At 48.6% G+C, this 15043-nt stretch carries 8 protein-coding genes and 2 pseudogenes; 9 read left to right on the forward strand and 1 reads right to left on the reverse strand.

The features are described from left to right. The first annotated feature begins 32 nt into the window (after window positions 1-32). The gene (locus B5D40_RS03870) at window positions 33-1046 is read left to right on the forward strand and encodes a hypothetical protein (protein WP_143394374.1); all 1014 of its coding nucleotides are present in this window, start codon (window positions 33-35) and stop codon (window positions 1044-1046) included. A 540-nt stretch (window positions 1047-1586) separates the two neighbouring features. Here B5D40_RS03870 and typA read toward each other — a convergent pair. Next, complete coding sequence (gene typA, locus B5D40_RS03885; protein ID WP_078775846.1) at window positions 1587-3443, reverse strand: translational GTPase TypA; 1857 nt, start codon at window positions 3441-3443, stop codon at window positions 1587-1589. Window positions 3444-3804: 361 nt separating this feature from the next. Here typA and B5D40_RS03895 point away from each other — a divergent pair. The 8 genes and pseudogenes from B5D40_RS03895 to ruvX all read left to right on the forward strand — a co-directional run. After that, a pseudogene (locus tag B5D40_RS03895) lies at window positions 3805-7116 on the forward strand (DNA methyltransferase); the annotation flags it as partial. A gap of 204 nt (window positions 7117-7320) precedes the next feature. Further along, window positions 7321-7563, forward strand: a pseudogene (locus B5D40_RS16450) (type IIL restriction-modification enzyme MmeI); the annotation flags it as partial. A 573-nt stretch (window positions 7564-8136) separates the two neighbouring features. Then, window positions 8137-8880 carry a DUF6261 family protein gene (locus B5D40_RS03900; RefSeq protein WP_078775849.1) on the forward strand — a complete coding sequence of 248 codons (744 nt, stop codon included), beginning with the start codon at window positions 8137-8139 and terminating at the stop codon, window positions 8878-8880. A gap of 463 nt (window positions 8881-9343) precedes the next feature. After that, window positions 9344-12265, forward strand: coding sequence for a hypothetical protein (locus B5D40_RS03910; protein ID WP_234978152.1), 2922 nt, complete (start codon window positions 9344-9346; stop codon window positions 12263-12265). After that, a complete protein-coding gene (locus B5D40_RS15215) occupies window positions 12262-13032 on the forward strand; it encodes a hypothetical protein (protein ID WP_143394372.1) in 771 nt (256 codons plus the stop codon). Before B5D40_RS03910 ends, B5D40_RS15215 begins: the two co-directional genes overlap by 4 nt. A 12-nt stretch (window positions 13033-13044) precedes the next feature. Beyond that, window positions 13045-13260, forward strand: coding sequence for a hypothetical protein (locus B5D40_RS03920; protein WP_143394371.1), 216 nt, complete (start codon window positions 13045-13047; stop codon window positions 13258-13260). Next, window positions 13257-14105, forward strand: coding sequence for a hypothetical protein (locus B5D40_RS03925; protein WP_078775854.1), 849 nt, complete (start codon window positions 13257-13259; stop codon window positions 14103-14105). The genes B5D40_RS03920 and B5D40_RS03925 overlap by 4 nt, the downstream gene beginning before the upstream one ends. Before the next feature lie 394 nt (window positions 14106-14499). Further along, window positions 14500-14910: a Holliday junction resolvase RuvX gene (gene ruvX / locus B5D40_RS03930; RefSeq protein WP_078775855.1), complete on the forward strand. Its 411-nt coding sequence runs from the start codon at window positions 14500-14502 to the stop codon at window positions 14908-14910. Window positions 14911-15043 lie beyond the last annotated feature (133 nt).

The raw sequence follows: 15043 nt of genomic DNA on the forward strand, positions 1-15043 counted from the left end.
AGAAAAAAATCTAAATCTATAGGAGTATGGATATGAAAAAATGGATTTGCCTTTTCCTGAGTTTGTGCGCCTTTCTTTTTGCCGATCAGACTTTGCCCGTTTATCAAAAAGAAAATCCGCAGTCCCGCATTTTAGGGTATTTGAACGCTTCCGACCAAGTAGAGGAATTGCCGATTCCGCCGATCAAGAAAAAAGAAGTGAAATACGTAAAGCAGCGGCATTCCAAAAAGAAGAAAAAAGTCGTCCGCTATGTCGAAGTGCCCAGGCAGGAGCCGCCTGAATACATCCCGGTTAAAACGCGATTTGCTAAAAAGGGATATGTCCGCCGGGCCGATTTGGCGCGCTTCAAAGAGCGCAGCGCGGATTTGAGCGGCATCTATTCTTCCAAGACGGGAACGGTCGTGCTTTCCAAATCGCCGAATTCGCCGGGCCGCTTCAACATCCGGATTCAAAATGGGGAAGGGGCTTCTCGGGCGGAAATCGCAATAGGCAATGTTCAAGCCAAAGAGCACTTTGGGCATACCCGCTTTGAATACGCCGAATCGGGCTGCAAATTGGATATCGATCTTTTTGACCGCAAGGTTCGGGTCGCCGAAAATGGTTGCGAAGAATATGACGCTCCGAATTTCCGATTGGCGGGAACCTATGACGCCTATAAGGAATATCGCCATCGGGTGGAAGTTTTTCGAGATCCGGAAGTCCGCCAAAAATTCAAAAAATTTCTCTGGTGTCCGGAAGGTCCCGCTTCTTGTGAAAAAATCCGGGACGAGGACGGCTGCGATGTGGAAATCGTCTGGAGCAAGGATTCCCAAGGGATGATCGAACGCCATTGCGGGGAGCAAGTTCACAAGTATCGTCCGATGGAACGCATGATTCCGCACAAACGGGATTTTTTTCAGGGCGAAAAGCCTGTCATGATCAAGGCGAAACGAGCGGATATGGCGAACGAATGGATGGTCTGGTCTTATTATCCGAAAGCGGAGCGTTTTAAAATGGTGCGTCAGGGCGCACGGGAAGACGTCGCCTATATGGAAATTTACGAGTAGTTTTAGAAAATGGGTTTTGCACGAGATTGTATGCAATCCGCTAAAGCTGCAAAAAATTCATTTTCAAAAAATCGGTTGCGCTACGTCGCACTGCGTTGTTGCGCCACGTCTCGCCCCACGTCTTTGCGAGCGAAGCGCGGCAATCTGGACGCATACAAGGATTGCTTCACCCCTTCGGGGTTCGCAATGACTGTAGTGCTAAATTTTTCCGATTCCGCCTTTGCTCGGTCCCGCTTGATTTCTCTTTAGCAAAGCAATTTTAAAAGGCCTACAGGGGATGCGGCGCATTTAGATGCCTAAAAGCCTTGCCGGACGGTCGGGAGACCGTCCCTCCTTGAATGACGGGAATGCGACCGACCGCAATGAAAGTGTCCGCTAGCATATAGCCCAGGGATATCCTGCAATCCCCAGTGACAATTGACAGCTCCTGTGAAAAATTACCGTTCGCTTCCCGGTTGATCCCGATTCCCATTCCATAAAAAAACGGCGCCGCCTTTGGAGGTTGCGCCGTAAATTTGTACGCGAAGATGCTTTGCGGAATTATTCGTCGTCCTCTTCCACGGGGGATTTGGATTCCTGCTTCCGTTTGTGCGGATCCAGCGTGATTTTCCGCAAGCGCAATGCCTGCGGGGTCACTTCGACGCATTCATCGTCGTTGATAAAGGTGACGCATTCTTCCAGCGTCATACGGCGATAGGGAGTCAGCTGAATGTTGTCGTCCGACGCCTTGGAACGCATATTGGTCAAGTGCTTGCCTTTGGTCGCGTTCACGATGATGTCGGTGGTGCGGTTGTGCTCGCCGATAATCATGCCCGGATAGACTTCCGTCGCCGGCGGAATAAAGAGCGCTCCGCGGTCTTCGAGCTTGGAAAGCGCGTAACTGGCCGCTTGTCCCGGTTCCTTGGCGATGAGAACGCCGTTGATGCGGGCGGGAATGTCGCCTTTGTAAGGTTCAAAATCCAGGAAGAGCGATTGCGAAACCGCATAGCCCTTGGTGAGCGAGAGCAGCTTGGAACGGATGCCCAAGAGTCCGCGGCTCGGGATGTTGTATTCCAAAGCGACGCGGTTGTTGTCGTCCGTGAGCATATCGACCATTTCGCCCTTGCGGTGCCCGAGTTCTTCGATGACGGCTCCGCTGTATTCCGAGGGGACTTCGACCTTGAACTTTTCGACAGGTTCCAAAAGTTTGCCGTTTTCGTCCTTTTGGAAAATCACCTGCGGAGAACCGATGGTAAATTCGTAAAGTTCGCGACGCATGCTTTCAATGAGAATCGTCAAGTGCAGAATGCCGCGTCCGGAGACTTTGAATGTCGAAGCGCCTTCGGCTTTTTCGACGAGCAACGCCGGGTCGGCCATGTGTGCGCGTTCCAAGCGTTCCGCCAGGTTGTTTCCCGTCAGGAATTTTCCGCCGCCCTTGCCGGCGAGCGGGGAAGTGTTCACCGTGAACAGCATGGAAATGGTGGGCGGGTCAATATGGATGCGGGGAAGATGAACGGGATTGTCCACAGAGGAAAGCGTGTCGCCGATGTCGAACATTTCCAAGCCGGCGATCTGGATGATTTCGCCGGGGCCCGCTTCGTTGATGGGAATGGACTGGATGCCGTCGTAGTGGAGAATTTTTTGGATGCGGATATTTTTGACCTTCGGTGTTGCGGAGTCGTCGTCCGTGACGAAGCTCTGCGCAATGGTCATACCCGTTTTGAACGTTCCCTGCTGGACGCGTCCCACGGCCATACGACCGAGAAAACTCGAATACTCCAGCGTGCTTATCTGAAGCAGCGGCGCTGCCGCCGGGTCACCTTTCGGAGCGGGAATCTTGTCGATGACCAGATCCATCAGGATTCGCATGTCGCCATCGGGATCGTTCACTTCCTTGCGGCAAATGCCTTTGCGACCGCTGGCATAGACGCAGGAAAAGTCAAGCTGCTCTTCGGTCGCGTTCAGTTCGCAGAAGAGGTCGAAGACCTTGTTCAGCGCATTGTGCGGATTGCAGCCGTCGCGGTCGATTTTATTGATGACGACAATCGGGGTAAGACCAAGAGAAAGGGCCTTCTGGGTGACAAAGCGGGTCTGCGCCATCGGGCCTTCAAAGGCATCGACAATCAAAAGGACGCCGTCCACCGTGCCGAGAACGCGTTCCACCTGGCCGCCAAAGTCGGCGTGCCCCGGCGTATCGACGATGTTGATGTGGTAGCCTTTGTAATTGACGCTGGCATTTTTGGAAAGAATGGTAATGCCGCGTTCCCGTTCGATAGCACCCGAATCCATCACGCGTTCGTTCACTTCTTCGCTTTCGTGGAACGTGCCGCATTGTTTAAGAATCTGATCCACGAGAGTCGTTTTGCCGTGGTCAACGTGCGCGATAATCGCAATGTTTCTGATTTTGTTCTGATCCATTTTGGATGTCCTATTTAAGGTGCTTCCGATTTATTTTGCGGCAAAATTTAGAAATTTTTCGAGGAAATGGAAGCCGCGGTTTAGGGAGTGGGGGAGTTGGGAGTTTGTAGTTGGGAGTTGGAAGTCGGGTGGTGCAAGGAGGGACGGTCTCCCGACCGTCCGAAAGTCTGGTGGTGTGCAAAAGAGTTTTTTTTCAAAATTAGACGGTAGATTCCCCTCGGAAAAGTAACGCCAAGCGGCGGTGCCGCCGCTTCTCCCGAGAGAATCTCTCCGTCCGCCATGCCGCTGGCGTTTTTTGTGGACATAGCCCGTAAATCCCGTTATTTTTATACTTTTGAAAAATCAAATACAATGAGGATTTATGCTGGCCAAAGAGCAAAAGGCGAGAGCGAAAGAATTTGTGGAAAAATGGTCCGGAAAAAACGACGAAAAGGAGCACTGTCAGCTTTTCTGGATAGACCTTTTGCAGGATGTTTTCGGAATAAAAAATGTCAGCGAGTACATTTCTTTTGAAGATAAAGTCAAGCTGGGCCACACCAGCTTTATCGATGCGCGGATAAAGTCCGCCAAAGTCCTCATTGAACAGAAATCGGGTTCCGTGGATTTGCGAAGTGCCGCAAAGCAAAGCGACGGAACGCTTTTGACTCCCTACCAGCAGGCGAAAAGATACGCCAGCGAATTGCCGGTTTCGGAACACCCCCGTTGGATTGTCTGCTGCAACTTCAAGTCCTTTCTGGTCTATGACATGGACGCCTTAGGGAAGGAGCCCGAAGAAATTTTGCTTGCCGATTTGCCCAAGGAATACAACCGGCTGAATTTCCTGTTGAACGAGACGAAAGTGAACCTGCAAAGGGAAATGGACATTTCCATCCAGGCGGGGGAGCTGGTGGGTAAAATTTACGATGCCCTTTTCAAAGAGTTCCCGGACAAAAATTCCATCGTTACCCACCGCAGCATAAACACCTTGTGCGTCAGGCTGGTCTTTTGTCTTTATGCCGAGGATTCCGGCATTTTCGGCCACGACATGTTCAGCAACTATGTCAATAGTTTCCATGCGGACAACGTGGACTTGGGGCTTAAGGAATTGTTCAAAATTTTGAACACGAAGGAAGAGTCCCGCAGCCCCCTGTTGAAAGACAAGCTGAAATGCTTTCCCTACGTGAACGGCGGGCTGTTCGACGATGGGAAACTGGACGAAGATTCCATACTCATTCCGCCATTCAGCGAAGAAACGAAAAAAGTCCTGGTGGAAGAATGCGGCTTCGGCTTTGACTGGAGCGGCATCAGCCCCACTATTTTCGGCGCCGTTTTTGAATCAACATTGAACCCGGAAACCAGGCGCAACGGCGGAATGCACTACACCAGCATCGAAAACATCCACAAGGTCATCGACCCGCTGTTCCTTGGCGGCCTGAACGAAGAATTTGAAAGCCTGGTTTCCAAAAAGGGCTTAAGCAGGAAATCGAAGAGGGAGGCCCTGGAAAAATTCCGGGACAAAATTTCGAAGCTGAAATTTCTGGACCCCGCCTGCGGCAGCGGCAACTTTCTGACGGAATCCTTTATGAGCTTGCGCAGGCTCGAAAACAAAGTCCTGCGGGAACTGCAAGACGGAAGCAGACAGATGGAGCTGGGCGGCGAGTTCTCTCCCGTCAAGGTGAGCATCCACCAGTTTTTCGGCATCGAAATCAACGACTTCGCGGCCACGGTGGCGATGACCGCGCTATGGATTGCCGAATGCCAAATGCTGCAGGAAACGGAAGACATCCTGGGCGAAGCATTGGACTTTTTGCCCTTGAAGAATTACGCCAACATTGTTTTAGGGAACGCCCTGAAAATCGACTGGAAGACGTTGAATGCGAACGAAAGTCTTGGCGGCATCTTTGCCGACGCCGAAAAATCCGAAGACGAAATCCACTACGACTACATCATGGGAAATCCGCCGTTCGTGGGATATTCTTTGCAGAGCAAGGGGCAAAAGGAGGATGTGGCATCCATAATGCCCAAAGGAATCAAGAACGTCGATTACGTCGCCCTGTGGTACTACAAGGCGGCTCGGCTGATACAAAACACGGCCACGCGCTGCGCCTTCGTTTCCACAAACTCTATCTGCCAAGGCGAGCAGGTGACGGCGGTTTGGAAGCACTTGTTCGAAGAGCTTGGCATAACCATCGACTTTGCCTACCGCACCTTCCGCTGGGACAGCGAATCGACGCAAAAAGCGCACGTCCATTGCGTGATAGTGGGATTTAGCATGGGAGAAGCGGCTCTGGGGAAAGCGGCTCTGGGGGAAGCGGCGTCCTCGCCGCTTAATCTCAAAACATCATCAAGCGGCGGGGAAGCCGCTTCTCCTAAACGCATCTTCGACGGCGAAAAAGTAGAGTTCGCCGACAACATCAATGCCTACCTGCTGAATGCGCCGAACGTTTGGATTGACAAACGGACAACGCCGCTGTGCGATGTGCCTCAGTTTGTCAGGGGCTGCCAACCTACGGACGACGGCAACCTGATTCTGATGAATGAAGAAAAAGAGCAATACCTCAAAAATGAGCCGCAGGCCGAAAAGTTCTTGCGCCCGTTCATGATGGGCAAGGATTTCATCGACCGCAAACCCCGTTGGTGCTTCTGGCTTGTGGAAGCGAACCCCTCCGACTTGCGCAAGTGCCACTCACTGCTTGGACGAATAGAGAACGTGCGGAAATTCCGCCAAAGCAGTACAAAACCCGCCACCCAAAAGAAAGCCGAAACCCCCACTCTTTTTGACGAGATAAGGGAGCCGCAAAGCGATTATGTAGCCTTACCTACTGTTTCTTCGGAGGGTAGGCGGTATATACCTATCGATTTTTTACCCAAAGAAGTAATCCCTGGAAACAAAATATATTTTTTGCAAGGGGCGACTCTTTATCACTTCGGCGTGCTCGTGTCGAGCGTTCACATGGCGTGGATGCGGGCAGTTTGCGGTCGCCTCGAGATGCGATACAACTACTCGAACACAATCGTCTACAACAACTTCCCGTGGCCGGGAAAAGCGGCTCTGGGGGAAGCGGCGTCTCGCCGCTTGAATAACAATTCTACCCCGGGAGAAGCAACCTCCTCGCCGCTTAATCTCAAAACATCATCAAGCGGCGGGGACGCCGCTTCTCCTAACTACCTCGAAAAAAGCGCCGAAATCAAAGTCAAGCAGGCCAATCTGCCGCATTGGGAACAGGACGGAACAACGTGTTTTGTCACCTTCCGCCTTGCCGACGCCATGCCGCAAGAAAAATTGGACGAATGGCGCGCCGAAAAAGAACTCTGGCTCAAGCGAAACCCCGATCCATGGGACATGGAAACGGAAATCATCTATCACGAGCGCTTTGGCGAACAGATAAACCGCTATCTCGACAGCAACTACGGCTCGTGCGTGCTGCAAGAGCCGCAGATACGCAAGATTGTCGAAGACTCCCTCGCGCACTTCGACGGCGAAAGGTATCGTCTGTTCGCGTTTGTGGTGATGCCCAATCATGTGCATGTGCTGTTCACTCCCATGCCGGGTAACACCATCTCGGACATCCTGCACACATGGAAAAGTTTCACCGCCCATAGCATCAACAAAGCACTCGAACTTTCGGGCCCACTCTGGCAAAAAGAGTATTGGGACAGATACATCCGCAACGAACGCCAATTCGAACGCACCGTCGATTACATCATAGACAACAATCCCGAATTGGCAAAAATAGGAGAAGCGGCTCTGGGGGAAGCGGCGTCCCGCCGCTTAAATAGTAAAAACACAGGAGAAGCGGCGTCCCGCCGCTTGAATAACAATTCTACCTCGGAAGAAGCAACCTCCTCGCCGTTTAATCTTAAAACATCATCAAGCGGCGGGGACGCCGCTTCTCCTATCTCCCGCACCGCCCAAGCCATCCTCGATGCCCGCGCGCTCTACCCGGACTCATCCCTTGCCGACCTCTACGATGAAACCACCATGCCGGTAGAACTGCGAAACGCCCACGAGGCCAACGACCGCGCCGTCATGCAAGCGTACGGATTCGACCCTAAAATGACCGAAAGCGAAATCGTCGCGGAGTTGTTTAAGATGTACGAGGAGCTGAGTGGAGGGAAGGGATTAGGGATTAGTAATTAGCGACTAGCGATTAGTGATGAGTGGTTAGAGAAAATAGGAGAAACGACAACAGCCATTTTTTCGTCTTTTGGGGCTTCGACTAAATGAACAAAACCGTTTTTTCGTCTTTTGGGGTCTCGACTAAATGAACAAAGCCATTTTTTCGTCTTTTGGGGCCTCGACTAAATGAACAAAACCGTTTTTTCGCCTTTTGGAGCCTCGACTAAATGAACAAAACTGTTTTTTCTGCCTTTTGGAGCCTCGACTAAATGAATAAAGGCTTTTCCGAAGCTATGACGGTCTTCGTCAAATGGAACATGGATTTCTTGACGCTATTTTGAAGTTCGTTAAATGATACAAGAGTCGGTGGGGAGTGGCTATGCTTTTCGGTCGTTTTATTTTCACCGGAATGCGGAACGGATTCCATGAAGTCCTGTAAAAATAATTTTTATTGGAGGATGATAGTCTTGAAATCTATGTTTATGGCACAAAAGTTGTCTTTGCGGTTGTGGAGGAGGCTTTTGGGGTTGGACGTTTTGATTTCGCGGGGCAAAATGGGCAATCGGAACAGTTCACATTTCCGCGGGAGTAAACATGAATAAAATCAAGACAACATTGCGTGTTTCAGAAATGGACACGCTTTCCGGTACGTTTGTACGCCTGTATCGGGCCAGCATCCAAGAGAACGAGAGCTTGGCGAAGGACGGGAATCTTGCCGCTTTGATGGCGGAGGTGGAGCATTTCTCTTCTGAAATTTCGCTTGCGATCAAGAGCGATCGGGCAGAAAGCTCTCTTGACGAGGCGGATATCGTCCGCGACGAAATTGTCAGGGACATTTCCAATCTTCTGACGGGATATGCGTCGATTCCCTTTCCTGAAAAGAAGTCTGCTGCGGTTCGGCTTCTTTCTGTTTTTCAAAAATACGGACGCGGGATCACTGTCAAAAGTTATGCGGAGGAATCTTCGCTTATTGAAAGTATGCTGGGGGACTTTTCCTCGGATAGCGCAAAGTCGGATTTGCAGCTTCTCGAAGGTGTCGGCGAACTCCTCTCTTCGCTCCGTTCCGCTCAAGATGCTTTTCATCAGGCGAACGATGCCTTTACCGCTGCGAAAGTGGCGCAGGGCGGCTGCGCGTCTAGTGTCAAGAAAAGTCTTCTCGCCTTGCTCAACGGTAGGCTGATTCCTTACTTGAGCGCTCTTGCTTTGGTGCCTGATTATGCGGCTTTTATCGCCAAATGTATGGCGGAGATTAAGCGGGCGAACTCGTCTTCGGGCGGTCGCGGAAAGCCGGTTGAAGCAAATAATGCGGAGGACGAATTGGAAACGCCGCAAGCGTAATGAACTTTCGCAAAAAGGAAATGGACGGCTTTCGGGCTGTCCGTTCTTTTTTGTCGGCGTACGAATTCAGGTGCAGGCGGGAATGGGGGATTTTAGGAACTGTGCCGCTATTTGGAAAATGCCGGCAACTAGATTTCTCTGATTTCCCATCGTTTTCTTCATCGCGACGAAAGCAATCTCTCTAGAAACTAATCGTTTATGCGAAAGAATGTTGTAAATTCCGTTCTGTTTCTGAAGAAAAAAATATACTTTTTTTGTATGAAAAAGTCGCTATTGGTACTGCTCGTTTTGACCGCAATTTCTTTTTCCCAGGAAATGCTTGCCGTTCAAGCCTATGATGAGCAGCCCGATAACGAGTCGTCCCTTACGTTGAGAGTCAAGGTTGTCAACAATTCTCCACACACATTTGAAAATGTCGAACTTCGCTATTATTTTGCTCCGAAGCAGGGCAAGCAGGTAGTCTTTGAAAATTATTATTTGGCTGGGGGGGGCGGCCGCCTTGGTCAAGATGGATTCGGCACAATCCTATTTGCAAATTTTGATTCGGGAACTTCGGCCTGGCGAAATGCCCAATCAAAGTGGATTTAGTATAGGGCTGCATTATTCCGATTGGTCGCCCTGGCAAAAATCCGAGGATTTCAGTTATCCGGGAGTTGGTGTTTTTTCCGAAACACAAAAGATTCCGCTGTTTATTGACCAGGCCCTTGTGGCGGGACTCACCCCGAACAGTGTAAAAGAATCTCCGGTCATGCTTAGTCTCGTGGCGATTCAGCCGGAAAACGGAACGCAGCCAGCTTTTGTTACGATAAAAAACGATGGCCTGCGCACGATTCATTTGGACTCGGTGTTTGTCAAAAAAGGGAATGGAACAAGAGTTGCTGTTAGTGGGGACAGTCTGATTGTTGGAGGAAAGGCCACATACAAGCTGGATTCCTTAGGACAAAATTTTAGTGGCAGGAATGGGGAACTCTTGTTTAGCGTCGCCGAAGGTTTCCCTGTGGCTTACGTTTGCTGGGGCGGTAAAGGTGCGCTGACAGACTATGCAGTAGAAAGTGAATTGTGGGAATCGGAGTGCTTGAAAACGAGTCCAGGTATTGGCGTATATTACAGCGCGGGAGATTTTTATAGGGTCGCTCCCGAAATGTCCGGCAGGAATGGGGATAACTGGCTGCGCTATGGGGCGGCTGAACTTGATAAGGTCGATGGCGAACTCCCCGATGCAGAACCGATTTCTTTGCAGGATGGTTCTGCGGTGGTTAAGGCGGCCAAAGAACCCATGCACTTTGCCTGGCATCCGGTTCCGGGTGCTGCACAATACCAATTGGTGGTGGCACGGGCGGCAGATTCCTCTATCGTTTTTGAAAAGACGACCACGAATACCCAGGAAGATGTTTTGCTGGATGAAGGGGATTACCTTTGGGGTGTGGGAGCTATCAATGAGACTTCTGTTGCCGCAAAAAAATTGAAGGTTGCTGGAAGCGTCTTTTCTAATTTGCGAAGATATTTGAAAAAACGATTGACGATTCTGCTGGAGTCGTTAAAGTATGCAGAAAGAGTGGAATTAAACGCGCCGCAGCTTGCTGCGCGAAAGGATACCTACTTGCTGGATTTGAAATGGGGCGAATTGGCTTTAGCACGAGAATGGGACAGACCCCATACCGATATGGCAACGCATCCAAATTATGATGACGAGGAAAGTTATCGCTGCTGGGCCGTGGGAGCCAATATTTTGAATCGGTATTATGGGGGAAATTTAACGCAGGATGAAATAAAAATGTATGGGGTTACATTCAATGAAAATTTTTATGATGTGGAAAATCCTCAATTAGTGGCTTTTTTACATTTTAGTCAAGGTGCTGCGCCTAATGAAACAATAAATGAAGTCTTGCAATGGACCTTGAACACGAATACACTCAATCGAATTGCCGGAAAAATTTCAGAAAATCTTCTTGTATCCGCTTTGCAGTCACGGCAACTCATTTACATGAGCAATGGACCTCACATAATGACTATTGATGCCTATAGAAAAAGGATTGATGGGCAAATCGAAATTCGACTTTTAAATACGGATAATAACGGGACAATCGAATGGAGATTGTTGAGCGCGCAAGAATTTGAAGGATTCTGGATTCCCGATGTAACCGACGGAAATGTCCGCATGACGGATCCACGAGTTCATGTGGATTCCGATGAAGATGGCATGATGGACTACGATGAAATCGTGCGGTTCCATACAAATCCAAATCTTGTGGACTCCGACGGAGATGGAATTGGCGACAAGACGGAAATCATGTCGTATACATTTTTAGAAAAAATACCTGATGATAGTGTTTCCGCTATACGGGGTGTAAAAAAAGAAATTTATGCAGATATCGACGGGGATGGATTGCGTGCAGAACTGGATGAGGATTCTGATAACGGCGGTTTGTTGGATGGTTTGGAAGATATAAATCACAATGGTATTTTTGAAGAAAATGAAAAAAATCCTTTTGATGAAAAGGATGATTTAAGTGCTGTAGATATAAGATTAGACATTCCTCTAGATATAACAATCTTTGCTAATGGAAGAATACGTTTAAATGATTATGTTAAATGTTATGACTTATCTTTTAAAGGAGTGAAATATTGCAAGTTTGCTTCGAATTATGTTCCTAATGATTTTGGTATTGTTTTAGGAGTGGGAGTAACTGTTGACGAATTGTTTGTAAAATCATCAGTATTTATTAGAAATAAGGCTGTTATTTATGGTCATGTTCGTTTCTATACTTTGCCAAATGAAAATGCATTTGTAATGTCTCAAAAGGACGCTTATATCAAAAATTCCTTAGTTATAAAAAAATTAAGTCAATTGTGGCCTTTTTCAATGGCTGATTTACCGCCGATGGAAGATGTTGGTCAAAGGGAAGTGAGGGTGAAATATGGCGAAGTACTGACTTTACAAAGTGGAGATAAATTCAGGAAACTTTCTGTTGCTCCCGGTGGCACGTTGCGCGTTCCCATGGGGGAATTCCATTTTGGTGAATTGCAAATGGATGCCAGCAGTCAAATTGAGTATGTAAATCCCGGGTATAAAAGTGTATTCCATGTGAACGGATCCTGTATATGGCGCGCTAAATTAAATCGACAAAATAATGTTCAAGATTCTACAATCGCCCGCGGCGTAATGCTTATGCAACATGGCTCCGAGACAATGTTTATCGAGGGGGAATGGGCGGGAACGATTCTTGCGCCGAATGCCGATCTGGTATTGGGGCAATCCAATAAAATAGTGTACGGCCGCTTTGCCGGCAAGAATGTAACCGTTCATCAATTTGCAATTATTTACAAAGTCCCATATTCACCTAAAGAATATTATGATGTGGCTTTGTTTGGGAGGGGAAAATGAAAATAGTATTACTTTGTGCAATTTTATATTCTATATCTTTGGCAGATGGACCTTGGTCAGAATTGTATTTCAATAATAAACTTTTTCAAATAGATGGCGAGGAAATAGAGCCGTTTTGCTATAAATTAAACTCGATTTTAGATTTTGCCATGAAAATTGGAGTTGAAAGTTGTGAACAAAGTACTGTTTCCTATTATTCCCCAATAGATACAACCATATTCTTAGTATTTTCATTTGAAGACAATTATTTAACAGAAGTTTATCTACATAGAATTCAAACTTGTGGAGATGATGATATAAAAAAGGGAAAATTAAATTTAAGTCGGGGTTGGGTAGAAGAAATGAATCGGTTTCAAAAATTGGGGCTGCTGCAAATGGATTCCTCATCATTGTCTGAATTGTTGGATTCAATTATAAAGAAAATGTTGGCTGTTAGAATTTACAATGATATTGAAAATATTGTTTTTTATGATAGTATTGCTGAAGCGGTTAAAGGCCCAGGCTGTTCATCGGTGCTTGTAGATTCCACGGAACAAGATTCCGCATCGGGTTTTGTTCAAACGGCCCTTACGGACGTTCCCCTAAAAGTGCGGCCTTTGGCAGACAATCGGTTCTTTGTTGAAAAAGGGCTGGGCAAGGCCTACGATGTTTTTGATTTGAACGGCAAGCGCATCGGCGGCGGCACATTCCGCAGCAATGTTCTGCACGTAAAATCTTTGCCCGTCATTTTGAAAGTCGACGGCATGGGCAGTGTGCTGCTGAAGTGAGGGGCGATGCTTATGCAGCACGGCAGCGAGACAATGTTTATCGAGGGGGAATGGGCGGGGACGATTCTTGCGCCGAACGCCGATCTGGTACTAGGGCAATCCAATAAAATAGTGTACGGCCGCTTTGCCGGCAAGAATGTAACCGTCCATCAATATGCAATGGTTAAGATTGTTCCGTTCAACCCGACGGCGCTTTACGAAGTTGTTTTCTTGGGAGGTGCAAGATGAATCGCTGTTTAATGGCGTTGTTTTCGTTGATGATTTCATTCTCTTTTGCCAGTCGTGATCCTATGCCAGATACGGGATATCCGTCAAATGACTTTGTCTTTATGCCTGGAGAATTTCCTATGGATTCCATTGCTTGGAATAAAGTAGGTTTCAGGGATTGTTCATCTTGGGATAATGACGGGGTTTGTTCGGATTTCAAGGGTTGTGCGGTTGTGAGGGGGGGAGTTTTTTGTGATGAATCTTCATTTGATCCGACAGTTGAGATTTCCATCGTTATTCAAGGTACTTACATCGAAAGCATTACACTTTTACGTAATAATCAAGAATGTTTGGATTACCTTGGACATGAAGTGGAAGTGGTTGGGGAAAAGGGGAGTCTTCCATTTAGTGAAGTCCTGAAATTGGAATTGGGCAGACTCAGGGACTATGGGGTGCTATTGGCGACCGATTCCATGGTGAATGCGTTCATTGCCAAAGTATTTGATTATAGCCGTTTTGACTGTGATAATCCAGATGGGTGTGATGGTACATGCGACGATATAGATGGCATGCTTTACGCAAATGGAAATCCTTATATGGTTATTGGCCAGGGGAGATGTTGCTCTGTATTGAAAGATTCCACATCGGGTTTTGTTCAAACGGCCCTTGCGGCCGTTCCCCTAAAAGTGCGGCCTTTGACAGACAAACGTTTTTTTGTTGAAAATGGGCAGGGCAAGGCCTACGATATTTTTGATTTGAACGGCAAGCGTATCGGCGGCGGCATCTTCCGCAGCAATGTTCTGCACGTAAAAGCTTTGCCCGTCATTTTGAAAGTCGACGGCATGGGCAGTGTGCTGCTGAAGTGAGGGACAACCGCGAACTTGCGGGATGGTCGGGGAAACGGGAATGCTATCCGTTTTCTCCCGTTCGACCCTTTGGGGGGGGGGGCAAATTTCCGTCTGCAGGTGGCTGCCCTCTGTATATGGATTTTCTGCGTGAGGGATGGTGACCCGGATGGGCGGAGACGCACTGGCGCGGCTCCGTTGCCCTTGGCGGCTTTGCCGGTTAGGGCAATACAGCCCGACCCGCCGCGAGGCGGGGCACGCCTGGTTCAGTTCGGGTTGGCACAGCAGCGGTAGGGGATGGAGACGTCCGTGTAGAATGCCACCGCTTCTCCGGTATTCGGCAGTGTGGCTGGCTTCGCCGAATCGCGCTTTGGGTAAATCCTTCCGGATCCGTGGAAAGAGCTATATTTGAAATGTGAATTATCTAGGCATCGATTACGGAGAACATCGGGTCGGGATTGCTTTTGCCGATTCCGAACTCAAGTGGGCGTTTGCCCGGGAAACCATCGACCAGAAAAAGACGGATTTGATGAAACGCCTTTCGGAACTGGTCAAGGAAAATAAAGTGGACGTTTTTGTCGTGGGGATGCCCTTTCGCCCCGACGGTCGCCCGGATGGGAAAAACCTGGTCGTAGAAGAATTTGTTCGCAGGCTCGCCGAGCGGTTTCCGCAGATTCCGATTCAAACGGAGGACGAGGCCTATACTTCTGTCGCGGCACTCCAGGAAACGAGCTACTTAAAAAAGAAAAAGAAGCAGCAGGACAAGGGCCTTGTGGACAGGCTTGCCGCCCAGCATATTCTGCAATCGTATTTGGATGGTCTTTGAAGTCGGTTCTTCAAAACAGGAATTTTTTCACCAAGTGAATTTTTCTCGCGGGTCGCGAGGTGCTTCGCAAAGGATTTCCGCGCTTCGCTCGCAATGACAACGAACGTCAGGCGAGGAAAGAACGAATAGAATG

It is taken from the genome of Fibrobacter intestinalis (assembly GCF_900167415.1).
GTDB classification, from domain to species: domain Bacteria; phylum Fibrobacterota; class Fibrobacteria; order Fibrobacterales; family Fibrobacteraceae; genus Hallerella; species Hallerella intestinalis.